Here is a 26,281-nt window from a genome sequence, read left to right on the forward strand (position 1 = left end):
CAGCGGTCCGCGCGGGAAGCGCGCGGCGAGCAAACAGGAGCCATCCATCGACCCCTGCGAGGACCCCCGGAGTATCCGTCCCCCGGGCTTCATCGCTCGACCACAGCCCGCCGACATCGAGGCGCTGGATCCGACGCCCTCCCCACCGACGGGTTGAGCGAATTATGGGGGCGGCCCGAGGGCGACCAATGATTCCGTTTGAGAAACCGGCAGGGTGTTGGAAGGGCGGGGGAATTTTGGGTGAACCCGACTATGGGTTCGCGGATTGTCGGCGGAGCGTCATGGCCCGCCCGTCTCCTCCCTGTTCGCGGAGCGAATGGGGAGGGGGACCATCCGAAGGATGGTGGAGGGGTGAGAAGGACCGTGCGGCCGGCGCCCCTCCACCACGCTTCGCGTGGTCCCCCTCCCCATTGCTTCGCAACAGGGAGGAGACAAGGAGGCGACCCCGGCTGCCTAAGCCGCCACAACCGCCGACCACTGGTGCGCCATCGCCTTGGCGATGCCAGGGAAGAACCGCGACCGCTCTTTCCAGCGATCCGGCGAGGGCGGCATGTGGTGCACCCGGGGATCGCGGCCGCTGACGACCTCTGTCGGCACAAGGGGCGGCAGGTTCTTGAGCCAGAGGCAGGTTCGCTTGGTTTCGCCGTGGCCGAACTGCCACGGCTGGATGCTCTGGGCGAAATCCTCGAAATTCACGATGCGGGCCTTGGCGTGTTTGTGCATCACAGGGTTCTCGATCGCGATCCGTTCGATGGGCGCGTTCCAGAAGTCGGAAAACAGGGCCGCCCCTTCGTCCAACTCGGCCCACATCTGCTCGCGCGTCTTGCCCGGCGGCGGCACGGTCAGCCAACGGACGCCCGAATTGCACAGGCGCGTGCATGGCGGGTGGGCGACCATCAACAGGTCCCAGCCGTCGTTCAGGAGGTCACGCGCATCGCCAATGATGTGGCGGTTGGACCCGTCCTCGCTGGGCAGGAGATCGCACGACCACGCATCATGGCCGAGGTCGAGGAAGGCGTTGCGGACCGTGCCGCTGTATTCGCAGGCGACGAGGACGCGCATCGGCTCCCGCGATGTTCTGCAAGACCAATCCATCCCGACGCACCCTCTGATCCTTCCTCTCGGAACCGTCGAAGCTGGAGCATAAGGCCTAACGAAATGCCAGGATAGGTTGTATTTCAGCAATCCGATAATGGGGTGGCGCAAAGCCGTACAAGCAGCCTAACCTGGGGTAGGTGGAGGTGCCGTGGCGGACCAATCTCGGATAGGAAGCGACTGGAACGCGGAAGAGCTAGACGCCATTGTGGCGGACTATTTCACGATGCTCGCCGACGAACTTGCGGGGCGGCCCTACGTCAAGTCCCACCACAATGCCGCACTCCGCGAGAGGATCGGGCGCACAGCGGGGTCCGTCGAGCGCAAGCACATGAACATCTCGGCGGTGCTGGTCGAACTCGGTCTGCCGACCATCGACGGCTACAAGCCTTTCTCCAATTTTCAGGACGCTCTCGGCCGGACGATCGAACGCTATCTGATCGCAAACCCGACGGCCCTGACCGGCGACGCCGTTGCACCGCGCTGGCGGCAGGATGGGCAATCGCATTCGGCGGCGGCTGGTCTCTCGGAGCTTCCCGCGATCTTCGTCGATGAAACGCCACCACCACCGGGCAAACCCCGCCCGACGCGCCCAGACGGGCTTGAGCGCTTGGTGAGGAAATTCGACCCGGTCGCACGGGACTTCCGCAACCGCTCCCTCGGCAAGGCGGGCGAGGCCCTGATCGTGGATTTTGAACGCCGTCGGCTGGAGAAGCTGGATCGTAGAGACCTCGCCTCCAAAGTTCGCTGGGTGGCGCAGGAAGACGGCGATGGTGCCGGCTATGACATCCACTCCTACGACCGGCAGGGCAACGACCGGCTGATCGAGGTGAAGACCACGCAGGGGGTGCGCTCAACGCCGTTCTTTTTGACCCGCAACGAACTCTCTCTGGCGCATGAACGCCCCGAACACTTCAGACTCTACCGCCTGTATGAAGTCGCCCGGGCTCCGCGCCTCTTCAAGCTGAAGCCGCCACTTGAAGAAGCCGTAACACTGGAAGCGGAGACATGGCGGGCGAGGGTGGGATAGCCCCCTCAGACCACCTTCACCCCGACCCCGTCCTTGCCGCCCGGCTTGCTGACCGAGATGTCCAGGGTCTCCGTCCCGAACTTGAGGCCGCGGACGGCGCGCTGGACGAGGGCGGTGATCTCGTCGGCGGGGCCGTGGCTGCGGACGTCGGCGAACCAGCCGATCTGGCCGATGTCGGGCCAGACGGCGCGGGCGACCCAGATGGCCTCGACCATGGGGGGCTGGAAGGCGTCGCGCAGGGCCTCGGTCATGACGACCGGCTCATTCTCGGGCTCGACCGCATGCAGTTCGACGCGGCCCGAGGGGCGGACCAGCGGGCGGACCGGGGCATGGCCGAGGACCGCCTTGATCTGGTCGGGCTCCATCATCAGCCCCTTGCCGTCGGCGGGGTTGAGCAGGATCACCGTGTCCTGGAGCATCTCCAGCAGCTTGCGGCCCTGCATGGCCAGAATGCGGGTGTCCTCGCCGAACATCTGGACGACGCGGGTCGGGTCGGTGAACAGGGTCACGGTGTTGCGGCCGTCATTCAGGACGACGCCGCGCAGGATCAGCTGCTCGCCCTGACGCAGGACTTTCGCGCCGTCATCGCCGGGGGTGCCGCCGGGGCTGTCGGCCTCGGGCACGGCATAGAGGTCGGCCTCGAGCATGATCCGCTCGAAGGCGCCCATCTGGGTCGGGTCGGCCAGGCCGGTGTAGAGCAGCTCCTCCAGCGGGTTCAGCGGATTGTCGGTGAAGGTGATGGGGCTGGCGGCGTCGGTCATGGGATGGGCTCGGAATCGAAGGGTCGGTCACAAGAGGGGAGCGGGAGGGCGGCGTCAATCGGGGGTGTTGCTCGTCATCTCCGACGAAGCGAAGCGGAGAGCGCTCTTTTGTCATCCCCGACCAAGCGAAGCGAAGATCGTTCTTTTGTCATCCCCGACGAAGCGAAGCGAAGATCGTTCTTTTGTCATCCCCGACGAAGCGAAGCGGAGATCGGGGACGGGCCTGTGCACCCCGGCATCCCTCCCGGACAGCCCGCCTGGGCTGAGCCGGGAGAAGGGCCGCCGCCGCACGGGCGCTGAAGACCTGTCCACCGGAGCGGTGATGGGAGCCCAACGTACGAACCGGCCTCCACCCGTCTCCCGGCTCAGCCCAGGCGGGCTGTCCGGGAGGAACCGGAGAGGGGGTGCGCATCGTCCCCGATCTTCGCTTCGCTTCGTCGGGGATGACAAAAGAACGATCTTCGCTTCGTTGGGGATGACAAGGTACCGGCGCTGAAACAAAGGCGCTGTCCTCAATCATCATCCATCTTCAGCGCGGCGATGAAGGCTTCCTGCGGGATCTCCACCTTGCCGAACTGGCGCATGCGTTTCTTGCCGGCCTTCTGCTTCTCGAGCAGCTTCTTCTTGCGGGTGGCGTCGCCGCCGTAGCATTTGGAGGTCACGTCCTTGCGCAGGGCGCGGACGGTTTCGCGGGCGATGATCTTGCCGCCGATGGCCGCCTGGATCGGGATGACGAACAGATGGGGCGGGATCAGCTCCTTCATCTTCTCGACCATGGAGCGGCCGCGCATCTCGGCCCGGCCGCGGTGGACCAGCATGGACAGGGCGTCGACCGGCTCGGCATTGACGAGGATGTTCATCTTCACAAGGTCGCCGACCTTGTACTCGCTGAGCTCATAGTCGAACGAGGCATAGCCCTTGGAGATGGATTTGAGGCGGTCATAGAAGTCGAAGACGACCTCGTTCAGCGGCAGCTCATAGACGACCAGGGCGCGGGAGCCGACGTAGGACAGCTCGATCTGTGAGCCGCGGCGGTCCTGGCAGAGCTTGATGACGCCGCCGAGGTATTCGTCGGGGGTCAGGATGGTCGCCTTGATCCAGGGCTCGCTGATTTCCAGGATCTGCATGACATCGGGCAGGTCGGCGGGGTTGTGCAGCTCGATCTCGGAGCCGTCGCGCAGGCCGATCTTGTAGACCACCGAGGGGGCGGTCGCGATCAGGTCGAGGTTGAACTCGCGGCTGAGGCGCTCCTGGATGATCTCGAGGTGCAGCAGGCCGAGGAAGCCGCAGCGGAAGCCGAAGCCGAGGGCGGCGCTGGATTCCATCTCGAAGGTGAAGCTGGCGTCGTTCAGCCGCAGGCGGCCGATGGCGGCGCGCAGGTCCTCGAAATCGGCGGCATCGACCGGGAAGAGGCCGCAGAAGACCACCGACTGGACGTCCTTGAACCCCTTGAGCGGTTCGGCGGTGGGCTTTTTCTCATCGGTGATGGTGTCGCCGACGGCGGCGTGGGCGACCTCCTTGATCTGGGCGGTGATGAAGCCGACCTCGCCGGGGCCCAGTTCGTCGACCGGGGTGTTCTTGGGCAGGAAGACGCCGACCCGGTCGATCAGATGGGTCGAGCCGTTCTGCATCATCTTGACGCGCTGGCCGGTCTTCAGCTTGCCGTCGAAGACCCGGACGAGGACGACGACGCCGAGGTAGGGGTCGTACCAGGCGTCGACCAGCAGGGCCTTGAGCGGGGCATCGGGGTCGCCCTTGGGGGCCGGCAGGCGGGTGACGATGGCCTCGAGCACCTCCTCGATGCCGAGGCCGGACTTGGCGCTGCACAGGACGGCGTCGGAGGCGTCGAGGCCGATGACGTCCTCGATCTGCTGACGCACCCGGTCAGGCTCGGCGGCGGGCAGGTCGATCTTGTTCAGGACCGGCACGATCTCGTGATTGTTGTCGATGGCCTGGTAGACATTGGCCAGGGTCTGGGCCTCGACGCCCTGGGAGGCATCGACCACCAGCAGGCTGCCCTCGCATGCGGCCAAAGAGCGCGAGACCTCATAGGCGAAGTCGACGTGGCCCGGCGTGTCCATCAGGTTCAGGACGTAGTCGAGGCCGTCCTTGGCCCGGTAGTTCAGGCGCACCGTCTGGGCCTTGATGGTAATGCCCCGCTCCTTCTCGATATCCATGGAATCGAGAACCTGCGCCGACATCTCGCGCGCGGTCAGCCCGCCGGTGAACTGGATCAGCCGGTCGGACAGGGTGGATTTGCCGTGGTCAATGTGGGCCACCACACTGAAATTGCGGATGCGTTCGATGGGAGGGGACGTCATGGCCGCGCCGGTAGCACGGCAGGGCCGGATCGCCAACGCGCGCGCCGCTCCCGAAGCATTTCGCGGCCCGACCGAAGCAGATTACATCGCCGTAAGGGCGGTTTTCGCGTTTGAGAAGCCGCCGCAAAACCGCTATTCAACAGCTGATGACAGGGGCGCCCGGGACGGGCGACCCGGACACGAGACGCGCGGCTCCCCCTCCGCGGCGTCCATGAGGACCCGACGTGGCAAACATTGTGCAGAAAAGTCTGGCCGGTGCGGCCATGGTGTCCCTGGCCCTGACCCTGGCGGCCTGTGGCGGAGACGAGGCCGGCAAGAAGGCCGCAACGGCGGCGCAGGGCGCGGGCCAGACGGTCACCGCCGCAACCGCCGTGCTGGTCAACCAGCCTCGCACCGTGACGGCGTCGGGCACGGTGTCCGCCTGGGAAGAGGTGCCGGTGGGTGCCGAGACCGGCGGCCTGACGGCCATCGCCGTCTATGTCGACGAGGGCACCTACGTCCGTCAGGGGCAGTTGCTGGTCAAGCTGAACGACGCGGTCCTGCAGGCCCAGCTGCGCCAGCAGCAGGCCGGCGTGGCCAGCGCCGAGGCCAATGCGGCACGTGAGGACGCGGCCCTGGTCCGGGCCGAGGAACTTCGTGGACGCGGCTTCCTGAGCCAGGCCTCCCTCGATACGGCCATTGCCAACCAGCGCTCGGCGCGGGCGCAGCTGTCGTCCGCCCAGGCCGCCCTGAGCGAGACGCGCACCCGGCTGGACCAGACCAGCATCCGGGCACCGGTGGCCGGGATGATCAGCAGCCGCAGCGTCACCCGGGGGCAGATCGTCCAGCCGGGCTCGGAACTGTTCCGCATGGTGCGTGACGGCCGGCTGGAGCTGGACGCGGAAATCCCCGAGGCCGAACTGCGGATGGTGCGGGCCGGGATGTCGGCGACGATCGTCTCTGACCAGGCCGCCGGCGCGACCGGCAGCGTCCGGATCGTGACCCCCGAGGTCAATGCCCAGACCCGTCTCGGCATTGCCCGGATTTCACTGTCGCCCGGCAGCGGCCTGCGCCCCGGCATGTTCGCGCGCGCGACCATCGATCTGGGAGCCCAGCCTGCCGTGGTCGTGCCGTCCGACGCCGTCATTTTCCGCGAGGGCAAGGCCGGGGTCTATACGATCGGGGCCCGCAATGCCGTGCATTTCAATCCGATCACCACGGGGGTCCGGAACGGAACGCAGGTTCAGGTCGTCAGCGGTCTGGAAGCCAACCGGCAGGTCGTGGTCCAGGGTGCCGGCTTCCTGGGTGAAGGGGATGTGGTGACGGTGGTCCCGGCAAGGGCCGCGCGCGCCGCCGCGCCGGCCGGGACCCCCGGCCGATGAATCTGAACAACATCTCATCCTGGTCGATCCGGAACCCGATTCCGATCGTCCTGCTGTTCGTCGTCCTGACGGTCGCGGGCATCAGCAGCTATTTCAATCTGAGAACCAATAATTTCCCCGACGTCGACCTGCCCATCGTGGCGGTCACCGTGGTCCAGCCCGGCGCGGCTCCGACCGAGCTGGAAACCCAGGTGACGCGGCTGGTGGAGGATTCCCTGGCCGGCCTCGGGCGGGTGAGGAAGATCAGCTCCACCGTCACGGACAGCGCCTCGACCACCCTGGTCGAGTTCGAGCTGGGGGTGGATCTGGAGAAGGCCACCAATGACGTGCGCAACGCCGTCGCTGCAGTGCGCCAGGACCTGCCCGCCGATGTTCAGGAACCCGTCGTTCAGAGGATCGAATTCACCGGTCAGGCCATTCTGAACTATGTGGTGCGCGCGCCCGGCATGAGTCCTGAGGAACTGAGCTGGTACGTCGACAATACGGTCTCCAAACGCCTGCTGCTGGTGAAGGGCGTCAGCCAGATCAATCGCGACGGCGGCGTCAGCCGGGAGATCCGCATCAAGCTGGACCCGGGCAAGCTGGCCGCCCAGGGCGTGACGGCCGCAGCCGTGTCGCAACAACTGCGGGCCTCCAATGCCAACCTCCCCGGCGGCCGCGGCGAGATCGGTGGCGAGGAACAGGCTATCCGCACCGTCGGCTCGGCCCTGACGGTCGAGGCCCTGGCCGATACCCTGATCCCGGTCAACGGACGGGCGGTCCGGCTGGGCGATCTGGGCGAGGTCGTGGACGAATGGTCCGAACAACGCGGTCGGGCCCGGTTCAATGGTCAGGAGGTCGTCGGTTTCGGCGTGGTTCGCTCCATCGGTTCGTCCGAGGTCGACGTCTATTACCAGTCCATCGCGGCGATCGAGGCGCTGGACGCCGAGCGCGCCGACGTCACCTTCGAGAAGGTGTCGGACATCACCTCCGATGTGATCAATAACTTCCACGCCTCGGTCGAGGCCCTGCTGCTGGGCGCGCTGCTGGCCATCGCTGTGGTGTTCATCTTCCTGCGGGACTGGCGCGCGACCTTCATCACGGCCGTCGCCATGCCGCTGTCCCTGATCCCGACCTTCTGGATCATGGACCTGACCAACCAGTCGCTGAATGTCGTGACCCTGCTGGCCCTGTCGCTGACGGTCGGGATTCTGGTCGACGACGCCATCGTCGAAATCGAGAACATCGTCCGCCACATCCGCGACGGCAAAGCCCCCTACCCGGCCGCCATGGAGGCTGCAGACGAGATCGGCCTGGCCGTGATCGCCACCACGGCCACCCTGGTCGCCGTGTTTGCCCCGACGGGATTCATGCCCGGCGTGGTCGGTCAGTTCTTCAAATCCTTCGCCATCGCCACCTGTGTGAGCGTCGGCTTCTCCCTCGTTGTCGCCCGAACGATCACGCCCCTGATGGGGGCCTATCTGCTCAAACGCGACCAGGGCAAGGAACACCCCGATCCCAAATGGATGAAGCCCTTCCTCGCCGCCCTGAGCTGGTGCCTGTCCTCGTCGACCGACCCGAGGCTGGTCGCCGACCGGGCGGCGGGTCGCGGCAGCTGGTTCCGGCGGCGGGTCATTTTCCGGCTCAGGGACCACCGGCTGTGGGTCATGGGTATGGGTCTGGCCTTCTTCATCGGCTCTCTGGTTCTGGCGTCCAAACTGCCCGGCGAGTTCATTCCGGCGGAGGACATCTCGCGCTCCAATGCGACGGTCGAACTGGCACCGGGCACCACCCTGGAGCAGACCGACGAGGCTGTTCGTCAGGTGACGGAGATTCTTCGGGCGCGGCCCGAGGTCGCTTCGGTCTTCTCGTCCGTCGGCTCGGCGACGGTCAGCTTCGGCCCCGGCGGCGGCGGCGGGGCGGCTGAGGTCCGCCGGGCGAACCTGACCATCAATCTGGTCAGCCGCTGGGACCGCAGACTCAGCCAGCAACAGTTCGAACAGGAAATCGGGCGTGAGTTGAAATCGATCCCCGGGGCCCGGATCCAGTTTGGAGCCGGCGGCAATGGCGGCGGCATCATGAGCATTGCGCTCGTCAGCGATAATCCGCGCCAGCTGGAAGACGCGGCGGCCCGGGTGGAGCGCGAGATGCGCACCTTGCCGGAACTGGCCAATGTGTCCTCGTCCTCAGCCCTGGTCAGGCCGGAAATCCTGATCCGACCGAAACCGGATGTCGCCGCGCTCCAGGGCGTTTCAGCGGGGGCGATCAGCCAGGCCGCCCGGGTCGCCACCCTGGGCGACGCCGACCAGCTGCTGCCCAAATTCAACCTCGGTGACCGCCAGATCCCGATCCGGGTGATGCTGGCGGAGGAGGCTCGCAGCCAGCTGGGCGTGATCGAGAATCTGCAGGTGCCGACGGCATCGGGCGGAACCGTTCCGCTTTCAGCCGTGGCGGATATCAGCTTCGGGGCGGGACCCAACCAGATCGAACGTCTGGACCGCCGCCGTGTGGCTACCATTTCCGCCGAACTGGCCGGGGTGCCGCTGAGCGTCGCGACCGAGGCGGTCGATGCCCTGCCCTCGATGCAGAACCTGCCGGACGGCGTGGAACAGCAGCTGACCGGCGACGCCGAAAGCAATCAGGAACTGGCGACCGGCTTCGCCTTCGCCATCGTGACCGGCATCCTGCTGATGTATGTCGTTCTGGTGCTGCTGTTCGGCAGCTTCTTCCATCCGATCGTCATCCTCGCGGCCCTTCCGGTGTCGTTCGGCGGCGCCTTCCTGGCCCTGCTGATCACCGGCAAGTCACTGTCGATGCCGGCCCTGATCGGCATCATCATGCTGACCGGGATCGCGGCCAAGAACTCCATCCTGCTGGTCGACTATGCCATCATCGCCATGAGACAGGGCATGAACCGCCGGGACGCCCTGATGGACGCCGCCCACAAGCGGGCGCGGCCGATCATCATGACGACCATGGCCATGGGGCTGGGGATGCTGCCGATCGCTGCGGCGATCGGGGAGGGCACCGCCTTCCGTTCGCCCATGGCCGTGGCGGTGATCGGCGGGCTGATCACCTCGACCGGCCTGAGCCTGCTGTTCGTGCCGGTCGTGTTCAGCCTGGTTGACGGGATAAAGACCCGGCTGGAGCGGCGGCTGGGGCGGATGTTCCAGGGTCAACGCGACATGGACGCGGCCGGGAAACAGCCGGCGGAATAGCGGTCCAGTCACCGGGCCGGATGATCATCCCGAAGGGGGCGGTGACCGTGAGGTTGCCGCCCCTTTTCGTCGGCCGGCAGGGCCGCATGGCCTGGGGGCCGCGGCCGGAAGGCGCATCACAACGGGCACAAGGAAGGCCACAACGGACACAAAGGGACCGGGGCCGTGTCGGCGTCGACCGCTTGCCGGGCTCTTTTGTGACCGCGGTGTACGCCGCACGGAGCGGGGCCGAAGGGAGGCCGTCTGGACCGCCTCGCGGAACGCGTTGTGTTCGTTGTGGCCCTGGCTGTGCCTGTTGTGATGAGCCCCCGACGCCGGGGCGGGATCCGACGGCTGGGCCGGGCGGGCGACGACGGGTGTGGTCGGTCGCGGCGGCTGATCGCCGGGTGCGGGGCGTCCGGGAGGACAGGCGCACCGCAAGCACGCCCAAAACAAAACCGGCCGGGGTTTCCCCCGGCCGGCTGGTTCGACCCGCCTTGCGGCGAGAAGGGTCTAGTATTTGAAGCGCAGGGTCGCGCCGTAGGTGCGCGGCTGGCCCAGGAAGGCGTCGTAGGTCTGGGTGTCCAGGGCCGGGTTGAAGAAGGTCCCGTTCGGCTGGACCGTCCCCTGGAACGCCGAGCCTTGCAGCGGGGCGTTATAGGCGACCTGGATGTAGTCTTCGTCGGTCAGGTTCTGGACCCAGAACTCAGCCGTCCAACGCTCGTCCTCGGCACCCAGGTGGATGCGGCCGTTCAAGGTCGTGAAGGCTTCCTGCAGCTTGTAGGGCAGCAGGTCCGAGCCGGTGTTGTAGTCGTCCATGTATTTGGCCGCGACGCTGAAGCCGGCGCGGAGGCCGTTGCCGACGCTGCGATCGAAGTTGATCGAGCCGGTGGCCGACCATTCCGGTGCGAACGAGGCACGGGCGCCCGGCAGCAGCGAAAGCTGTCCGAAGTTGCCCGGGTTGGACAGGTCAGCGGCGGTGAAGGCACCGTACTGGGCGTCGGTGTAGGTCACGCCGCCCTGGAAGCTCAGGCCCTCAACCGGGGTGAACCAGACCATGTCGGCATCGACGCCGCGCGAGGTCAGCTCGGGGATCGACTCCACCACGAAGGCGGTGCCGAGGAAGGTGTTGAGCTGGAAGTCCTCGAACTTCTGGTCGAAATAGGTGGCGTTCAGCAGCAGGGTACGATCCAGCAGCGTCATCTTCACGCCGGCTTCGTAGCTGTCGACCACTTCCGACGGGAAGAGGAGCGAGGCGTTCGGCGTGATGCCGGTCTGCACACGGTCCAGGTTGTAGCCGAAGCTCTTGTAGCCGCGGGCGTACGACACATAGGTCAGGATCGAGGGGTTCAGGCGGAAGGCAGCCTTGACCGTGCCGCTCAGCTCGCCGTCGTCGAAGCTCTCGGAGACGCCGCGGTTGTTGAAGGCCGAGTTCGACCAGGGCAGGCAGAAGCGGCCCAGCAGCGAGGAGGTCGAGGCCCCGAGGACAGCACCGATGGCGGCCGAGTTGCCGAGGGCGGCCGAACAGGCGTTGCCGTTGCCGTTCGTGTTGCGCTGCAGACCCTGCAGCTTCTTCTCATCCATGGTGTAGCGAAGGCCCAGGGTGATGTCGAACTGCTCGGTGACGTGCCAGGTGTTGTTGGTGAAGATCGCGTAGGACGTCGAGTCCTGGTCGTAGACGTCCTCATAGCCCTGGCCGACCGTGAAGCCGGCACCGCCGCCGCCGGCAGCGCCGCCGGAACCGAGGCACTGAAGGAAGCCGACCGTGGCCGGGGCGAGACCCGAGATCTGGCCGGGACGGGTGTAGCAGCCGATGGTGCTCGGGCTGATCGGCAGGGCCGGGTTGGCGGCGTTCAGGCTGGCGCTCAGCAGGAACGACAGGAACGGCGTGTAGTCGGCACCGAAATACCAGCTGTCCGTGCGGCCGACTTCTTCGGCGGTGGCGAAAAAGCCAACCAGCCAGTCGAAGCTGTCATTGGAGCCGGCCAGACGGATTTCCTGGGTCAGGTTGTCGACCGTGAAGCCATAGTCGCCGTCGTTGAGGCGATAGGCGATGTCGGCGCCGGTGTAATCGATGTCCTGGGCGAGGGTGGATTCCCACTCACGCCACGAGGTGACCGAGGTCAGGGAGCCGTTGATGCCCGGAATGTCGATGGTGGTCTCGAGCGAGACGCCGCGATCGGTGACTTCCTGGTAGTTCGAGCGGTTGGCATAGCCGGTGCGCAGGAAGGGCAGCGGGCCGTTGCCGGCGGCCGGCGGACGCTGGCCGGTGCCGTTCGAGAGGCCGTCGATGAAGGGATAGGTGTTGGCGGTCCGGATCTGCGTGCCGATGCAGCAGTATTCGTCCCGGCGCGAGAAGTCGCCGATCAGGCGGAAGGAGACGTTGTCGCTGGGCAGCCACAGCAGCTGGCCACGAACGGTGCCGAAGTCCTGGTTGTTGTCGTCAACCTCGGGACGCGGGCCGTCACCGGTGTCGATGGTCATGAAGCCGTCACGGACGCGGCGGCCGGCATACAGGCGGAAGGCCAGGGTGTCGCTGATCGGGCCGGTGACCGAACCCGAGGCGGCCATGGCGCCGTAGTTGCCGACGTTCAGTTCGCCGTTGAACTCCGGCGTGAACGACGGGGCCTCGGTGATGATGTTGATGACGCCGGCCGAGGTGTTCTTGCCGAACAGCGTGCCCTGCGGGCCCTTCAGGACCTCGATGCGGCTCATTTCGCCCAGGTCGCCGAAGCCGACCGAGTTGCGCGAACGATAGACGCCGTCGATGACCACGCCGACCGAGCTCTCCAGACCGGGGTTGTCACCCACCGTACCGACGCCGCGGATGCGGGCGGTGGTCGAGGCTTCCGAGGAGGTCGAGGTGACCGTCATGCCCGGCGTCAGGATCTGCAGGTCCTTGATGTCGCGGACGCCGGCGTCCTGCAGCGTCTCGGCCGACAGGCTGGTGACCACGATCGGCACGTCCTGAAGGTTCTGCTCACGCTTCTGGGCGGTGACGATGATGTCGTCGATGGTCTGCGGGCTGCCCTGGCCGGCATCCTGGGCGGAGGCGGCACCGGCGAAGCCGAAGGCGCAGGCCCCGACAACAGCGGCGGAGACGGTGGTACGAAGAAGGTTGGTAAGGCGCATTGTAGCTCCCCGACATGGGCCCGGTTCCGTGTTTGACGGCAACCGTGGCGGTTCCTGATCCCTGAGCCGCGCCCTTCTGTGGAACGCGGTAAGTCCAGCCTTTTCGGTAATCGAAGGCGGACTCAGCGACAAGCGTCCCCGGCCCCCCGCGCCACTATTCCGCCACGGCGGATGCCGGACTGTGACGCAAAAGCGACAAAAACCTATGACGTGAGGTCAGTATTCGCCTGACCGGTGTGGACCCCTGTGCCGGCCCCTGCCCGAATCCGGCGCCGCACAGCAGGCTGACGCCGAAAACGCCGATCAGTCTGCCGGGGAAGAGGCCGAGGGCGAGCACCCGGGGGGCGGAGTGTGTTCAACCGAAAGCGGACGGTTGCGCGCGAAGATCAGAAGCCGCATCTGCGCCGGATGCCCGTCTCGCCCGCCTTTCGTGCCGATCCGCAGTTCTTCGCCCTCGGAGGGGACTATGGCGACGCCGTGCGCGCTGCCGACTTCCCGCAGACGATCCTGCGCGTCCGCAACGACCGGGCGGCGGCGAGCGTGGGGCTGGAGACGCTGACGGACGCCGAATGGGTCGCCCATTTCGGCCGGTTCGAGCCCCTGCCCGGCCAGCCCGGCCCCGTGGCCATGCGCTATCACGGGCATCAGTTCCGCACCTACAACCCCGACCTGGGTGACGGCCGCGGCTTTCTGGCGGCGCAGCTGCGGGAGATCCCTCTCCCGACGGGAGAGGGCTTGAGCCTCCAGGAGCCCGCAGGGCGACTGGCAAGGCGAAAGGGTGAGGGGCTTCCGGCTGCGTCTGGCGAAAACCGTTGGGAAGCGGCGGCTGAGGCCGACGACGATATCCGACCCTCACCCGATTTCGCATCCGATCGGCCTGACGGCCTCCCGGGCGAAATCTCCCTCTCCCAACAGGAGAGGGAGCCCAGACTTCTCGACCTGGGAACCAAGGGCTCCGGCCAGACCCCCTGGTCGCGGTCGGGGGACGGGCGGCTGACACTGAAGGGCGGGGTTCGCGAGGTGCTGGCGGCGGCCATGCTGGAGGCGCAGGGCGTGCCGACCAGCCGGGCCCTGTCCCTGATCGAGACCGGCGAGGCGCTTGAGCGGGGCGATGAGCCCTCCCCGACCCGGTCGGCCGTGCTGGTGCGGCTGTCGCACAGCCATATCCGGTTCGGGACCTTCCAGCGGGCGGCCTATCTGGAACGGGCCGACATGGTCGAGACCCTGGTGGAGCATGCCCGGTCGCTCTACCACCCGACCGTGGCGGCCGGCGACGTGCCCGGCTTCCTGCGTGCCGTGGTCGAGGCCTCGGCGCGGCTGACGGCGCGCTGGATCGCGGCGGGCTTTGTCCACGGCGTGCTGAATACCGACAATCTGAACGTCACGGGCGAAAGCTTCGACTACGGGCCGTGGCGGTTCCTGCCGCACTATGAGCCGGGCTTCACCGCCGCCTATTTCGACCGCACCGGCCTGTATGCCTTCGCGCGTCAGCCGGAGGCGGTGTTCTGGGCCCTGACACAGCTGGGCGGGGCGCTGAAGACGGTGGCTGAGGCGGAGCCCCTGACCGAGGCGCTGAACGGCTTCGGCCCGGCCTATATCCGCGAGCTGCGGGCGGCGTTTCTGGCGCGGCTGGGGGTGCAGAGCCTGGGCGAGGCGGCGGACCAGCGGCTGCTGGACACGACCCTGGCCCTGCTGCGGGAAGGTGGCGAGGCGCTGCGCTGGGAGCCGCTGTTCTTCGACTGGTTCGGCGGTTTTGCCTCCTCGGCGCGGGCGCTGCAGGGGCCGCGCGGGAAACTGTACCAGGGCGAGGCCTTCGACGCCTTCCGCTTCGCCCTGTTCGAACACGCCCCCGACCGGCACGAGCGGCTGGAGGCGCCGATGTTCGCCGCCGCCGGGCCCGAGGAGATGCTGATCGACGAGGTCGAGGCCATCTGGGCCGGGATCGAGGCGGAGGATGACTGGGGACCGCTGGAGGCCAAACTCCAACGCCTGCGCAATGCCGGGCAGGCGTGGGGCTGAACTGGCGGGGTTCGAGACTGACCTTGTCATCCCGGCCGACGCGAAGCGGAGAGCCGGGACGGTGGCACCGACCCCACGACCGTCCCGGAAGCGGCGCCAGCCGCTATCCGGGGCAAGGGTCAGGAGGACGCGCTGGTCGCCGCCCTGCTCCCGGCTCAGCCCTGAGGGCTGTCCGGGAGGATGGAGGGGGTGGAGGGTTGCGTTTCGTCCCGGATCGCCGCTTTGCGGCGTCCGGGATGACAAGGGAGTCCACCTGCCGTCAGGCCCCGTCGCTTAACCCGGCCTAAAGCCCGTTCGCATTACAATACGGTATGCAAACGGCCACGCTTTGGCCGCGCGGGTCTCGCAGAGGGCGGTCACGGATGGTTACGATCTCGCTTCGCGCCCTTGTGGGACGGCTTGCGCGATCCGACATCGCGACTGTTGCAAATCAAGAGAACGCCCGCCCCGGCGTGACGAAAATGCCCTGCCAAACCCTGACCCCGGCCCGTTCACGCCTGAACGCCAGCTATCGCAACCTGACGCTCTGGACGCTCCAGGGCTGGATCGCGATGTTCTTCATCGCCGCCGGCTACGCCAAGCTCAGTGAGCCGATGGACAACCTCGTCGAGCTGATGCGCTGGCCGGCACTTGTCAGCGAGACCATGGTGCGAGGCCTCGGCATCGCCGAAATCCTCCTCGCCCTTCTGGTGCTGGCCCCGCTGGTGTCCTGGAAGCATGGCCGACCGCTGCTGGTCATGGCCGCCTCGGGCCTGATGTTGCTGGAAATCGTGATGCTGGCCATCCACGCCACGGGCATGGACGTCGGCCCGGCGGTCACCAACCTGGCCCTGATCGCCATGACCGCCACCGTACTCTGGAAGCGGGCGCGCGAGGTCCGTTGAGGGTGGGCAGCTGAGGCACCGCCGTCGAAACCGGCAAGATGGCTCGGGCCGGGCATCGGACATTCTGACAGGACCCGGGTTTCCCAAGCGGCCGGACAAGGCCCGGCAGAAGACGCTGACGTCCCGTGCTCCGGTTTTCCGGGGAGCGGACCCTTTGAGACGCCGTCGATTCGCGCCAGACCCGATTCCTGTGGCCAGGGTTCCGGCCATTGACTATGTTTTCGCCCGCGCCTGGGGGCGCCTGTTTAGGGGTGGGGCATGACATTCGGTCTCTTTGAACTCGCGGCCATTATTCTGGCAGTCACGGCGGTGGCCTGTTGGCTGAACGCCAGGACGTTCCGGCTGCCTGTCGCGGTCGGCCTGCTCGTCGTGGGCCTCGTGTTTTCGGCGGCCGTATGGCTCGCCGACGCGGTGGCGCCCCAACTGGGCGCCGGCGCATTCTACCGGCTGCTGCACGGCCAGATCGACTACCCCAAGCTCGTGCTCGATTTCCTGCTTTGCTACCTGCTTTTCGCCGGTGCCATGAATGTCAATCTCGGCGCGCTGGCGCAGCGGGCCTGGGCTGCGGGCGTGTTGGCCACGGTTGGAACCGTGATCACCACCGTGCTCGTAGCGGGTGCCTTCCTGGGCCTCTGCCGGCTGATCGGCGTCGAAATGCCATTGAGCTGGGCGCTGGTCTTCGGCGCGCTGATCAGCCCGACCGACCCCATCGCGGTACTGGCCATGACCCGGCGGACCGATCTCGAGCCGCGGCTCCAGGCCCAGCTGGAGGGCGAGGCCCTGTTCAACGATGGCGTCGCGGTGGTCCTGTTCAAGGCGCTCCTGGCCTTTGCCGTCGGTCAGGCGGCCGGCGGCGCGGCCCCCGACATCGCGGCCCTCGCGGAGCATGCGGCGATCGAAGCCTTCGGCGGCATTGCGCTGGGACTGGTCGTGGCCCTGGTTGCGACGCTCGTGCTCTACGCCGTGAACGACTGGATCACCGAGCTTATGGTCACGCTGGCGACGGCCATGGCGGTCTATGCCGTCGCGCTTCACTTCGGCCTGTCCGGCCCGCTGGGCGTCGTCGCGGCCGGGCTCCTGATGAGCTCGGGCTGGGCCCGCCGGGCGCTCAGCGAGTCGGCCAACCACTATGCCAAGCCGTTCTGGCATGCGGTCGACGAGGGCATGAACGCGGTCCTTTTCTTTCTGGTCGGGATCAAGGCGATCGAGCTGCGCCTCGACTGGCAGGCGCTGGTCCTGCTCGCCGCGGGTCCGGTGATCATCCTGGCCGCCCGCTGGATCGCCGTCGCCCTGCCGGGCTCGGCCCTTCCGTTGGTGGGCAGGAGGGCCTCGCTGAAGCTTTACAACGTCCTGACCTGGGCCGGTGTAAGAGGCGGGCTGTCGATCGCCATGGTGCTGTCGCTGCCCGACATTCCCGCTCGCAACGCGATCTTCGCGGCGGCGATGGGCGTGGTGATCTTCTCGCTCGTCGTCCAGAGCATGACCATGGAAGGCCTTGCCCTGAAGACCGGCTACGGCAGTCCGCGGACGGACCCCGAGCCGACGCACTGACGCAACCGGGCCTGTTGGGGATGCCCGGTGACGCCCTCTTCTTCAGGCGCCCGCCGCCCGGCAGCGGTCGGAGCAGACCTTCACCTGATCCCAGTCGCGTGCCCATTTGCGGCGCCATGAGAAGGGCTTGCCGCAGACCACGCAGGTCTTCTGCGGCAGGTCGCGTTTGTCGGGGGCGCGGCCGAGATTGACGTGTTTGCGAGCCATGAGGACCTAAAGGCTTCCCTTTACGTGCACGTCAAGTTATGACTTCGGCCATGGCGACCGCCGACGATCATCGCACCTATTCGATCCGCCAGCTCTGTCGGGAGTTCGGAGCGACGGCGCGCGCGCTGCGGTTCTATGAGGACAAGGGCCTGCTGACCCCGGCACGCAAGGGTCAGACGCGGGTCTATGACGCCCGCGACCGGGCGCGGCTGAAGTTGATCCTGCGGGGCCGGCGGATCGGTTTCAGCCTGCTGGAGATCCAGGAGATGCTGGATCTGTACGACAACGAAAATCACAACGCCCACCAGATGTCGGTCGCCCTGCGCCGCCACCGGGCCCAAATCGCGGCGCTGAAACAGCAGCGCGAAGACCTCGATGCGGCCATCGAGACCGCCGAGGAAGCCTGCATCGTCATGGAGCGGAAACTGGGCGAGTTCCGCCCCGACCTGCTGCCCGGCGCCGAAGAATATGCCGACCTGCTGAAATCCCGCCTCAACCCCGACCAGAACCACCAGCCCTTCAAAGCGAGAGCGTAATCCCATGGCCTACAAGGCGCCTGTCCGCGACCTGACGTTCATTCTGAACGAGGTGCTGGAAATTGACCGCTATGCGAACCAGCCCGGTTTCGCCGATGTGTCCTCGGACCTGGTCGGCCAGATTCTGGAAGAAGGCGCGAAATTCGCCGAGGAAGTCATCGCCCCCCTGAACCGCATCGGCGATCAGGAAGGCTGCAAATGGGACAATGGCAAGGTCACCGGCCCGACCGGCTGGAAGGAAGCCTACAAGGCCATGGTCGAGGCCGGCTGGCCCGCCCTGTCGGCCCTGCCCGAGCACGGCGGCCAGGGGATGCCCGCCGTGGTGGCCATGGCCTTCGGCCAGTTCACCGCTGCCGCCTCGCCCGCCTTCTCGATGTATCCAGGCCTGACGGCCGGTGCCTACTGGGGCCTGAACGCCAACGGCTCGGATGAGCAGAAGGCCATGTATCTGCCGAAGATGGCGACCGGCGAATGGGGCGGGACCATGAACCTGACCGAGCCGCAGTGCGGCACGGACCTGGGCCTGATCCGCACCAAGGCCGTTCCGAACGGCGACGGCAGCTACAACATCACCGGCCAGAAGATCTGGATCTCCTCGGGCGAGCACGATTTCACCGACAACATCATCCATCTGGTGCTGGCCCGGATCGAGGGCGCGCCGGCGGGGATCAAGGGCATCAGCCTGTTCGTCGTGCCCAAGGTGTTCGTCAATGAAGACGGGTCGCTGGGCGAACGGAACGCGGGCGTCCAGTGCGCGGGCCTGGAACACAAGATGGGCATCCACGGCAATGCCACCTGCGTCATGGCCTATGAGAACGCCCGGGGCTGGCTGGTCGGACCCGAGAACAAGGGCATGGCCGGCATGTTCGTGATGATGAACGAGGCCCGTCTCGGCACCGGCCTGCAGGGTCTGTCGATCGGCACCGCCGCCTATCAGGCCGCCGTTCAGTTCGCCCATGACCGTCTGCAGGGCCGCTCGCTGACCGGGACCAAGAGCCCCGAACTGCCGGCCGACTCCATCATGGTTCACCCGGATGTGCGCCGCATGCTGCTGGAGGCCAAGGCGTTTGTCGAAGGTGGCCAGGCCTTCACCCTGTGGACCGCGCTGCAGGCCGATCTTCAGCATTCGGACGATGCCGCCGAGGCGCAGAAGGCCCATGACTATATGGGTCTGATCACCCCGGTGCTGAAAGCCTATCTGACCGACAAGGGCTTCCACGTCGCCTCGCTGGCCATGCAGGTGCACGGCGGGTCCGGCTACACCGAACACTTCACGGCGTCGCAGTCTCTGCGCGATGCCCGGATCACCATGATCTATGAGGGGGCCAACGGCATCCAGGCGCTGGATCTGGTGGGTCGCAAACTGCCGGCCAACGGCGGCCGGGCGATCATGAGCTGGTTCGCCGACATCGACGCCTTCGTGGCCGAGAACGGCGGCGAGGGCCCGATCAAGCCCTTCGTCGACGGCCTGGCCGACGCCAAGAAGCAGCTGCAGGAAGGCACGATGTGGCTGATGCAGAACGGTATGCAGAACCCGGACAATGCCGGCGCAGCGAGCACCGACTATCTGCACGTCTTCGGCCTGACGGCCCTGGCATACATGTGGGCCCAGATGGCCAAGGCGGCGCAGGCGAAGGTCGATGCCGGCACCAGCGACCCCTACTATGCCAACAAGCTGATGACCGGCCGCTATTTCGTCGAGCGCATCCTGCCGGATACGGCGGCGCATCTGACCAAGCTGAAGACCGGTGCAGACGTGTTGATGCAGATGCCGGCGGAGGCGTTCTAGAAATCCCGCGCCCTCTCCCGATGGGAGAGGGCTTGAGCCTCCGGGAGCGAAGCGACCGGCAAGGCGAAAGGGTGAGGGGCGGCTTTCGCCGACTGACCCACCCGCCCCTCATCCGCCCCTCCGGGGCACCTTCTCCCAATGGGAGAAGGACAGGAGAAACCCATGAACGTCCTCAACGTCCCCGAACCCGATTTCATGCAGGAAGAGGAGATCACCCTCTTCTCCGACAGCGTCGGCAAATGGATCGATGAGCACGGCTCGCCCGAGACCGTGCAGACCTGGCTGGCCAACTCCTCCGTGCCGCGGAAGCTGTGGAACGACGCCGGGGATGCGGGTCTGCTGGGCCTGTCCATGCCCGAGGAAGACGGCGGCATGGGCGGGGACTACCGGCATGAGGTGGTGCTGATGCGCCAGCTGGGCTGGAAGGGCGCGGACCATTTCGGCATCTCGCTGCACAATGCGATCGTCATGCCCTACATCTGGCATTACGGGACGGCCGAGCAGAAGGCGCGCTGGCTGCCGCGGCTGCAGTCGGGTGAGCTGGTCGGGGCGATCGCCATGACCGAGCCGGGCACCGGGTCCGACCTGCAGGGGGTCAAGACCACCGCCATCAAGACCGGCAACCAGTATGTGGTGAACGGGTCCAAGACCTTCATCACCAACGGCCAGCTGGCGAATTTCATCATCGTCGTGGCCAAGACCGATCCGGCCGAGGGCGCCAAGGGCACCTCGCTGATCGTGGTCGAGACGGACGGCGCCGAGGGCTTCGAGCGCGGGCGGAACCTGCACAAGATCGGCATGGAGGGGAATGACACCTCCGAGCTGTTCTTCAACGATGTGAAGGTGCCCGGCGAGAACATCATCGGCGGCGGCGAGGGCCAGGGCTTCATCCAGCTGATGCAGCAGCTGCCGCAGGAGCGGCTGAACATCGCCATCCAGGGCGTGGCCGCGGCCGAGCGCGGGCTGCAGGAGACGCTGGCCTATGTGAAGGAGCGCAAGGCCTTCGGGAAACGGGTCATCGACTTCCAGAACACCCAGTTCAAACTGGCCGAGGTGAAGACCAAGCTGACCGTGGCCAAGGTCTTCGTCGACCACTGCATGGGCCGGCATCTGAAGGGCGATCTCGACGCCGTGACGGCCTCCATGGCCAAATACTGGGTCACCGACATCCAGGGCGAGGTCATCGACGAGATGCTGCAGCTGCACGGCGGCTATGGCTATATGAACGAATATCCGATCGCCCAGCTGTACAAGGATGCACGGGTGCAGCGGATCTATGGCGGGACGAACGAGATCATGAAGCTGCTGATCGCGCGGACGCTGTAGGACCAGCGCTGAACATTTGTCATCCCGGACGAAGCGAAGCGGAGATCCGGGACGGGCAGGATCATCCACCATCAGGCCCGGTCGGTTTGCGGAGCCGGACCAAAGGCTGACCGGCCCGCTGGCGGACGGATACACAAACAAGCGCCTAGACACGCCCTTCTCCCGGCTCGACCCGAGCGGGTCGTCCGGGAGGCATCGCGCTTGAGCTGATCCGTCCCCGATCTCGCTTCGCTCGTCGGGGATGACAAGCTAATACCTGACCGATGATCCGCCTCCACGTCCCCTCCCCCCTGACCGCAGACGCTGCCGTCCTGCCGACGCTGGACCAGTCGCGCTATTTGACCCAGGTGATGCGGCTGAAGACCGGCGACAGCCTGCTGGTCTTCAACGGCCGCGACGGGGAGTGGCGCTGCGTCGTCAGCGAAATCCTCAAGAAGGGGGTGGTGCTGCGGGCCGAGGAACAGGTGCGGCCGCAGGCCATGGGGCCGGACGTCGATCTGCTGATCGCCGTGGTCAAGAAGAGCGCGCTGGAGTTCGCGGTCGAGAAGGCCACCGAACTGGGCGCGCGTCGGGTGAAGCTGGTCGTGACCCAGCGGACCCAGGTCCAGCATGTGCGGATGGACCGGCTGGACGCCATCGCCATCGAGGCCGCCGAACAGACCGGCCGGCTGGACGTGCCGATGATCGACGCGCCGGTGAAGCTGGCGGAGCTGCTGGACGGGTTCGAGGCCGGCACGGACTCCGGGCGGCGGCTGATGTTCTGCGACGAGACGGGCGGGGCGCCGGTGACGGGGGCGCTCAGTCCTCCCCCTGGGGGGGAGGGGGACCATCCGAAGGATGGTGGAGGGGTGTCGGGCCGGGCGCACTGGACGGACCCCTCCACCGCTTCGCGGTCCCCCTCCCCCGTTGGGGGAGGAGACGCCGGTCCCTGGGCCATACTGATCGGTCCCGAGGGCGGGTTTTCGCCGGAGGAGCGGGCGCGGCTGCGGGCCCTGCCCTGCACCACCGCCGTGTCGCTGGGGCCGCGGATCCTGCGCGCGGACACCGCCGCCGTCGCCGCCCTGACCCTGTGGCAGGCGGCTTTGGGCGATTGGGAACGATAGGACAGGCATGCCCCCTTGAGCGGGAGGGGTTTTCCTCCCATCTAGCCGCCACAACAGGGCTGAACGCATGACCGACGCTGCGCCGCTTTCCCGGAACGACCTGATCGGCGCCATGTCGAAGGGTGCCAAGCCGAAGGCGCAGTGGCGCATCGGGGCGGAGCACGAGAAATTCGGCTTCGACCGATCGACCCTGCGCCGCCCGACCTATGAGGGCGACACCGGCATCCTGGCCATGCTGACAGGGCTGCAAAGGTTCGGCTGGAGCCCCGTCGAGGAGGCCGGCCATGTCATCGCCCTGGAACGGAAGAACGACGAGGGGATGACGGCCTCGATCTCGCTGGAGCCGGGCGGCCAGTTCGAACTGTCCGGCGCGCCGCTGAAGGATGTCCACGACATCTGCAACGAGACCGGCCAGCATCTGATGGAGGTCAAACAGGTCGCCGACCAGATGAACCTCGGCTTCCTCGGCGCCGGCTTCGATCCGATGTGGCGGCGCGAGGACGTGCCGGTCATGCCCAAGGGCCGCTATGTCATCATGCGGAACTATATGCCGAAGAAGGGCCGGCTCGGCCTCGACATGATGCTGCGCACCTGCACCATCCAGTCGAACCTGGACTTCTCGGACGAGGCCGACATGGTGGCCAAATTCCGCACCTCCCTGGCCCTGCAGCCGATCGCCACCGCCCTGTTCGCCTGTAGTCCGTTCACGGAAGGAAAGCCCAACGGCTTCCTCAGCGCCCGCGCCAATGTCTGGACCGACACCGATCCGGACCGGACGGGGATGCTGGACTTCGTCTTCCGGGACGGCTTCGGCTATGAGCGCTATGCCGACTATGCGCTGGATGTGCCGATGTATTTCGCCAAGCGCGGCGACACCTATGTCGACCTGTCCGGCCAGTCGTTCCGCAGCTTCATGACCGACGGCCTGCCCGCCCTGCCCGGCGAGCGGGCGACGAAGAAGGACTGGAACGACCATCTGACCACCCTCTTCCCCGAGGTGCGGCTGAAGTCCTATCTGGAGATGCGCGGGGCCGACGGCGGGCCGTGGAGCCGGATCTGCGCGCTTCAGGCCCTGTGGGCCGGGGTGCTGTACGACGGCGCGGCGCTGGCGGCGGCCTGGGACCTGGTCAAGGACTGGGATATCGCTGACCACGAGCGGCTGCGCCGGGACGTGACCCGGCTGGGGCTCAAGGCCGAGGTGGCCGGGCGTTCGGTGCGCGATGTGGCCGTGGACATGGTCGCCATCGCCAAACAGGGGCTGAAGAACCGCGCCCGGTTCAGTGGCGGCATGGTCGATGAGCGCGGCTATCTGAGCGAGCTGGAAGACATCGCCGACAGCGGCCTGACCCCCGCCGACCGGCTGCTGGCGCTGTATCACGGCGAGTGGCAGGGCGACCTGACGCGGCTGTACCGGGACTTCGCCTACTAGAAAATTGGCAAGGTTTGGCATAGGGTGGTGGTCGAGACAGGAGCGTCCCCATGGCCACGATGAACATCTCCCTGCCCGACCAGATGAAGGCCTGGGTCGAGGCGCAGTCGGCGGACGGGCGCTATGCCAACTCCAGCGACTATGTCCGTGACCTGATCCGCCGGGAGCAGATCAAGGCGGAGAAGATCGCCAATATGGAGCGGCTCATCGAAGAGGCCTACGCCTCCGGCGTCAGCGAAATGACTATGGATGAGATCTTCGCCGAGGCGCGCACCGAGGCCGTTGCGCGTGCCCACGTCGCCTGAATGGTTCGCCTCCGGTTCTCCGAAGCGGCGCGCGCCGACATTCGGGCCATCTATCGTCAGGGCGTCGAAGGTTTTGGTGTCGGACCGGCTGACACCTACGCTTCGGGACTGCGCCAGTCGATCGGCCGGCTGGCGCTCTTTCCGGAGTCAGCGCCGGTCCGGGAAAGCCTGATGGGGCCAGTCCGCATCCTGCCTTTTCGATCGCATATCGTCGTCTATCTGCTCGACGAGCATGGTGTTCATGTCTTGCGTGTTCGGCATGCCCGCGAAAACTGGACCGACAACCCGACAGGAGAGCACCGATGACCCACCCCATCCACATCGGTATCGGCGGCTGGACCTATGAGCCGTGGCGCGGCGTCTTCTATCCGGACAAGCTGAGCCAGAAGAAGGAGCTGGAGTTCGCCTCACGCGCCCTGACCTCCATCGAGATCAACGGCACCTATTATTCGACCTTCAAGCCCGACAGCTGGATGAAATGGCGCGACGAGACGCCGGACGGCTTCGTCTTCTCGGTCAAGGCCAGCCGCTACTGCACCAACCGCAAGATCCTGTCCGACATGGGCGAGTCGATGGAGCGGTTCCTCGGCCAGGGGCTGAGCGCGCTGGGCGACAAGCTGGGGCCGATCAACTGGCAGTTCATGGGCACCAAGAAATTCGACCCGGCCGATTTCGAGGGGTTTCTGAAACTGCTGCCGGAGGAACAGGACGGGGTGCGGCTGCGGCATGCGCTGGAGGTGCGGAACCCGTCGTTCGATACGCCGCAGTTCTACGATCTGGCGGCGAAATACGGGGTGGCCATCGTCTATGCCGTGGACGATGAGGCCCCCGAATGGCCCCGGATCGACCAGCCGACCGCCGACTTTACCTATGCCCGGCTGATGTCGAGCCGCGAGGACGAACCGACCGGCATGACGTCCGAGGAGCTGGACGGGATCGTCGACCAGACCCGTGGCTGGGCGCAGCGCGGCGATGTCTTCGCCTATTTCATCGCCGGGGCGAAGGTCCGGAACCCGGCGGCGGCGCAGGCGCTGATCAAAAAGCTGGGCTGAACCGGTTGCGCCGGGCCGCCGGCGGACGCAATTGAGACCGGCCTTCCAGGAGCCGCCCCCATGCCCATCGCCACCCGCGCCTTTGCCGCCACATCGAGCACCGAGCCGCTGTCGCCCTATGCCTTCGACCGGCGTGATCCGGGTCCGGACGATGTGGCGATCGAGATCAAATTCGCGGGGGTCTGCCACTCCGACCTGCACATTGTGAAGAACGACCTGGGCCGCACCCGCTACCCCATTGTGCCGGGTCATGAGATCGCCGGTGTGGTGACGGCCGTGGGCGGCAATGTCGCCCGCTTCAAGGTCGGCGACCGGGTCGGCGTCGGCTGCATGGTCGACAGCTGTCGTCAGTGCAAACCCTGCCTCGAGGGCGAGGAACAGTTCTGCGTTCCGGGCATGACCCAGACCTATGGCTCGCCCGATCCCAAGGGTGCGGCGGTGGGCCAGAAGATGACCCAGGGCGGTTATGCCACCGCCATTGTGGTCGACCAGAACTATGTCGTGACCATCCCCGACAGCATCCCGCTGGATGCGGCCGCACCCCTGCTGTGCGCCGGGATCACCACCTATTCGCCGCTGCGGCACTGGAAGATCGGGCCGGGTTCGAAGGTGGCCGTCGTCGGTCTGGGCGGCCTCGGGCACATGGCCGTCAAACAGGCGGTCGCCATGGGGGCGGAGGTCACGGTCCTGTCGACCTCTGACCGCAAGCGGGCCGACGCCGAACGGATGGGGGCCAAACATTTCCTGATCAATTCGGACACGGCGGCGATGCAGGCGGCGGGCGAGAGCTTTGACCTGATCCTCAACACCGTCTCGGCCACGCATGAGATCGCCAGCCATGTGAACCTACTGGCCAGGGACGGCACCATGGTCATGCTGGGCCTGACCACCGAGGGGCTGCCGGTCTTTGCCATGGGTCTGCTGTGGCGGCGCCGGTCGATCGCCGGCTCGCTGATCGGCGGCATCCGCGAGACCCAGGAGATGCTGGACTTCTGCGCTGAACACGGCCTGGCCAGCGACATCGAGGTGATCGCTCCGGACCAGATCAACGAGGCCTATGCCCGGCTGGAGAAGTCGGATGTGCGGTATCGGTTCGTGCTGGATATGGCGCGGATCTAGGGCTTAGGGCTTAGGGCTTAGGGCTTAGGGCTTAGGGCTTAGGGCTTAGGGCTTAGGGCTTAGGGCTTAGGGCTTAGGGCTTAGG

At 66.6% G+C, this 26,281-nt stretch carries 20 protein-coding genes; 15 read left to right on the plus strand and 5 right to left on the minus strand.

The window, feature by feature from the left end; genetic code table 11:
• Nucleotides 1-453: 453 nt before the first annotated feature.
• The gene (locus Q0053_RS10380; protein WP_298099750.1) at nt 454-1,062 is read right to left on the minus strand and encodes a hypothetical protein; all 609 of its coding nucleotides are present in this window, start codon (nt 1,060-1,062) and stop codon (nt 454-456) included.
• 184 nt (nt 1,063-1,246) lie between these two features.
• Here Q0053_RS10380 and Q0053_RS10385 point away from each other — a divergent pair, with 184 nt between their 5' ends.
• Nucleotides 1,247-2,125, plus strand: coding sequence for a DUF3883 domain-containing protein (locus Q0053_RS10385; protein WP_298099753.1), 879 nt, complete (start codon nt 1,247-1,249; stop codon nt 2,123-2,125).
• A gap of 5 nt (nt 2,126-2,130) precedes the next feature.
• Here the strand turns inward: Q0053_RS10385 and Q0053_RS10390 are convergent, their stop codons facing one another.
• Together Q0053_RS10390 and lepA are read right to left on the minus strand one after the other, a co-directional pair.
• The gene (locus Q0053_RS10390) at nt 2,131-2,886 is read right to left on the minus strand and encodes an SseB family protein (RefSeq protein WP_298099756.1); all 756 of its coding nucleotides are present in this window, start codon (nt 2,884-2,886) and stop codon (nt 2,131-2,133) included.
• Nucleotides 2,887-3,398: 512 nt separating this feature from the next.
• Nucleotides 3,399-5,207: a translation elongation factor 4 gene (gene lepA / locus Q0053_RS10395; RefSeq protein ID WP_298099759.1), complete on the minus strand. Its 1,809-nt coding sequence runs from the start codon at nt 5,205-5,207 to the stop codon at nt 3,399-3,401.
• Between the two features lie 224 nt (nt 5,208-5,431).
• Here lepA and Q0053_RS10400 point away from each other — a divergent pair, with 224 nt between their 5' ends.
• Nucleotides 5,432-6,568, plus strand: a complete 1,137-nt coding sequence (locus Q0053_RS10400) for an efflux RND transporter periplasmic adaptor subunit (RefSeq protein WP_298099761.1) — start codon at nt 5,432-5,434, stop codon at nt 6,566-6,568.
• Nucleotides 6,565-9,765 carry an efflux RND transporter permease subunit gene (locus Q0053_RS10405; protein WP_298099765.1) on the plus strand — a complete coding sequence of 1,067 codons (3,201 nt, stop codon included), beginning with the start codon at nt 6,565-6,567 and terminating at the stop codon, nt 9,763-9,765. Before Q0053_RS10400 ends, Q0053_RS10405 begins: the two co-directional genes overlap by 4 nt.
• A gap of 492 nt (nt 9,766-10,257) precedes the next feature.
• On the opposite strand, the gene Q0053_RS10410 is transcribed toward Q0053_RS10405, so the two are convergent.
• Nucleotides 10,258-12,876: a TonB-dependent receptor gene (locus tag Q0053_RS10410; protein ID WP_298099768.1), complete on the minus strand. Its 2,619-nt coding sequence runs from the start codon at nt 12,874-12,876 to the stop codon at nt 10,258-10,260.
• A 408-nt stretch (nt 12,877-13,284) separates the two neighbouring features.
• On the opposite strand from Q0053_RS10410, the gene Q0053_RS10415 reads away from it, so the two are divergent.
• From Q0053_RS10415 to Q0053_RS10425, 3 genes are all read left to right on the plus strand, one after another.
• Complete coding sequence (locus Q0053_RS10415; protein WP_298099771.1) at nt 13,285-14,895, plus strand: protein adenylyltransferase SelO family protein; 1,611 nt, start codon at nt 13,285-13,287, stop codon at nt 14,893-14,895.
• A gap of 461 nt (nt 14,896-15,356) precedes the next feature.
• Nucleotides 15,357-15,779: a DoxX family protein gene (locus tag Q0053_RS10420; RefSeq protein WP_298099773.1), complete on the plus strand. Its 423-nt coding sequence runs from the start codon at nt 15,357-15,359 to the stop codon at nt 15,777-15,779.
• 258 nt (nt 15,780-16,037) lie between these two features.
• Nucleotides 16,038-17,330, plus strand: a complete 1,293-nt coding sequence (locus tag Q0053_RS10425; RefSeq protein WP_298099776.1) for a sodium:proton antiporter — start codon at nt 16,038-16,040, stop codon at nt 17,328-17,330.
• Nucleotides 17,331-17,372: 42 nt separating this feature from the next.
• On the opposite strand, the gene Q0053_RS10430 is transcribed toward Q0053_RS10425, so the two are convergent.
• Nucleotides 17,373-17,537 (minus strand): DUF2256 domain-containing protein, encoded by a 165-nt coding sequence (locus Q0053_RS10430; protein WP_298099779.1) that lies wholly within the window; start codon nt 17,535-17,537, stop codon nt 17,373-17,375.
• Nucleotides 17,538-17,587: 50 nt separating this feature from the next.
• Here Q0053_RS10430 and Q0053_RS10435 point away from each other — a divergent pair, with 50 nt between their 5' ends.
• The 9 genes from Q0053_RS10435 to Q0053_RS10475 all read left to right on the plus strand — a co-directional run bounded on the left by Q0053_RS10435 (nt 17,588) and on the right by Q0053_RS10475 (nt 26,196).
• The gene (locus Q0053_RS10435) at nt 17,588-18,073 is read left to right on the plus strand and encodes a MerR family DNA-binding transcriptional regulator (RefSeq protein WP_298099782.1); all 486 of its coding nucleotides are present in this window, start codon (nt 17,588-17,590) and stop codon (nt 18,071-18,073) included.
• Between the two features lie 4 nt (nt 18,074-18,077).
• Nucleotides 18,078-19,862, plus strand: a complete 1,785-nt coding sequence (locus Q0053_RS10440; protein WP_298099784.1) for an acyl-CoA dehydrogenase C-terminal domain-containing protein — start codon at nt 18,078-18,080, stop codon at nt 19,860-19,862.
• Nucleotides 19,863-20,024: 162 nt separating this feature from the next.
• Nucleotides 20,025-21,188 carry an acyl-CoA dehydrogenase family protein gene (locus Q0053_RS10445; RefSeq protein WP_298099787.1) on the plus strand — a complete coding sequence of 388 codons (1,164 nt, stop codon included), beginning with the start codon at nt 20,025-20,027 and terminating at the stop codon, nt 21,186-21,188.
• 263 nt (nt 21,189-21,451) lie between these two features.
• Nucleotides 21,452-22,291: a 16S rRNA (uracil(1498)-N(3))-methyltransferase gene (locus tag Q0053_RS10450; protein ID WP_298099790.1), complete on the plus strand. Its 840-nt coding sequence runs from the start codon at nt 21,452-21,454 to the stop codon at nt 22,289-22,291.
• 67 nt (nt 22,292-22,358) lie between these two features.
• Nucleotides 22,359-23,720 (plus strand): glutamate--cysteine ligase, encoded by a 1,362-nt coding sequence (locus tag Q0053_RS10455; protein ID WP_298099793.1) that lies wholly within the window; start codon nt 22,359-22,361, stop codon nt 23,718-23,720.
• 50 nt (nt 23,721-23,770) lie between these two features.
• Nucleotides 23,771-24,025, plus strand: coding sequence for a type II toxin-antitoxin system ParD family antitoxin (locus Q0053_RS10460; RefSeq protein ID WP_298099795.1), 255 nt, complete (start codon nt 23,771-23,773; stop codon nt 24,023-24,025).
• Nucleotides 24,026-24,331 carry a type II toxin-antitoxin system RelE/ParE family toxin gene (locus Q0053_RS10465; RefSeq protein ID WP_298099798.1) on the plus strand — a complete coding sequence of 102 codons (306 nt, stop codon included), beginning with the start codon at nt 24,026-24,028 and terminating at the stop codon, nt 24,329-24,331.
• A complete protein-coding gene (locus tag Q0053_RS10470) occupies nt 24,328-25,077 on the plus strand; it encodes a DUF72 domain-containing protein (protein ID WP_298099801.1) in 750 nt (249 codons plus the stop codon). Before Q0053_RS10465 ends, Q0053_RS10470 begins: the two co-directional genes overlap by 4 nt.
• Before the next feature lie 60 nt (nt 25,078-25,137).
• Nucleotides 25,138-26,196, plus strand: a complete 1,059-nt coding sequence (locus Q0053_RS10475) for an NAD(P)-dependent alcohol dehydrogenase (RefSeq protein ID WP_298099804.1) — start codon at nt 25,138-25,140, stop codon at nt 26,194-26,196.
• The last annotated feature ends 85 nt before the right edge of the window (nt 26,197-26,281 follow it).

This window comes from Brevundimonas sp., from assembly GCF_027487935.1.
Taxonomy (GTDB): Bacteria; Pseudomonadota; Alphaproteobacteria; order Caulobacterales; family Caulobacteraceae; genus Brevundimonas.

Excerpts from the sequence above, each read along its gene's own strand:
- Q0053_RS10380 (WP_298099750.1), bottom strand. The coding sequence starts at position 1,062 with ATGCGCGTCCTCGTCGCCTGCGAATACAGCGGCACGGTCCGCAACGCC.
- Q0053_RS10390 (WP_298099756.1), bottom strand. The coding sequence starts at position 2,886 with ATGACCGACGCCGCCAGCCCCATCACCTTCACCGACAATCCGCTGAAC.
- lepA (WP_298099759.1), bottom strand. The coding sequence starts at position 5,207 with ATGACGTCCCCTCCCATCGAACGCATCCGCAATTTCAGTGTGGTGGCC.
- Q0053_RS10405 (WP_298099765.1), top strand. The coding sequence starts at position 6,565 with ATGAATCTGAACAACATCTCATCCTGGTCGATCCGGAACCCGATTCCG.
- Q0053_RS10410 (WP_298099768.1), bottom strand. The coding sequence starts at position 12,876 with ATGCGCCTTACCAACCTTCTTCGTACCACCGTCTCCGCCGCTGTTGTC.
- Q0053_RS10415 (WP_298099771.1), top strand. The coding sequence starts at position 13,285 with ATGCCCGTCTCGCCCGCCTTTCGTGCCGATCCGCAGTTCTTCGCCCTC.
- Q0053_RS10420 (WP_298099773.1), top strand. The coding sequence starts at position 15,357 with ATGCCCTGCCAAACCCTGACCCCGGCCCGTTCACGCCTGAACGCCAGC.
- Q0053_RS10425 (WP_298099776.1), top strand. The coding sequence starts at position 16,038 with ATGACATTCGGTCTCTTTGAACTCGCGGCCATTATTCTGGCAGTCACG.
- Q0053_RS10430 (WP_298099779.1), bottom strand. The coding sequence starts at position 17,537 with ATGGCTCGCAAACACGTCAATCTCGGCCGCGCCCCCGACAAACGCGAC.
- Q0053_RS10435 (WP_298099782.1), top strand. The coding sequence starts at position 17,588 with ATGGCGACCGCCGACGATCATCGCACCTATTCGATCCGCCAGCTCTGT.
- Q0053_RS10440 (WP_298099784.1), top strand. The coding sequence starts at position 18,078 with ATGGCCTACAAGGCGCCTGTCCGCGACCTGACGTTCATTCTGAACGAG.
- Q0053_RS10445 (WP_298099787.1), top strand. The coding sequence starts at position 20,025 with ATGAACGTCCTCAACGTCCCCGAACCCGATTTCATGCAGGAAGAGGAG.
- Q0053_RS10450 (WP_298099790.1), top strand. The coding sequence starts at position 21,452 with ATGATCCGCCTCCACGTCCCCTCCCCCCTGACCGCAGACGCTGCCGTC.
- Q0053_RS10455 (WP_298099793.1), top strand. The coding sequence starts at position 22,359 with ATGACCGACGCTGCGCCGCTTTCCCGGAACGACCTGATCGGCGCCATG.
- Q0053_RS10460 (WP_298099795.1), top strand. The coding sequence starts at position 23,771 with ATGGCCACGATGAACATCTCCCTGCCCGACCAGATGAAGGCCTGGGTC.
- Q0053_RS10465 (WP_298099798.1), top strand. The coding sequence starts at position 24,026 with ATGGTTCGCCTCCGGTTCTCCGAAGCGGCGCGCGCCGACATTCGGGCC.
- Q0053_RS10470 (WP_298099801.1), top strand. The coding sequence starts at position 24,328 with ATGACCCACCCCATCCACATCGGTATCGGCGGCTGGACCTATGAGCCG.
- Q0053_RS10475 (WP_298099804.1), top strand. The coding sequence starts at position 25,138 with ATGCCCATCGCCACCCGCGCCTTTGCCGCCACATCGAGCACCGAGCCG.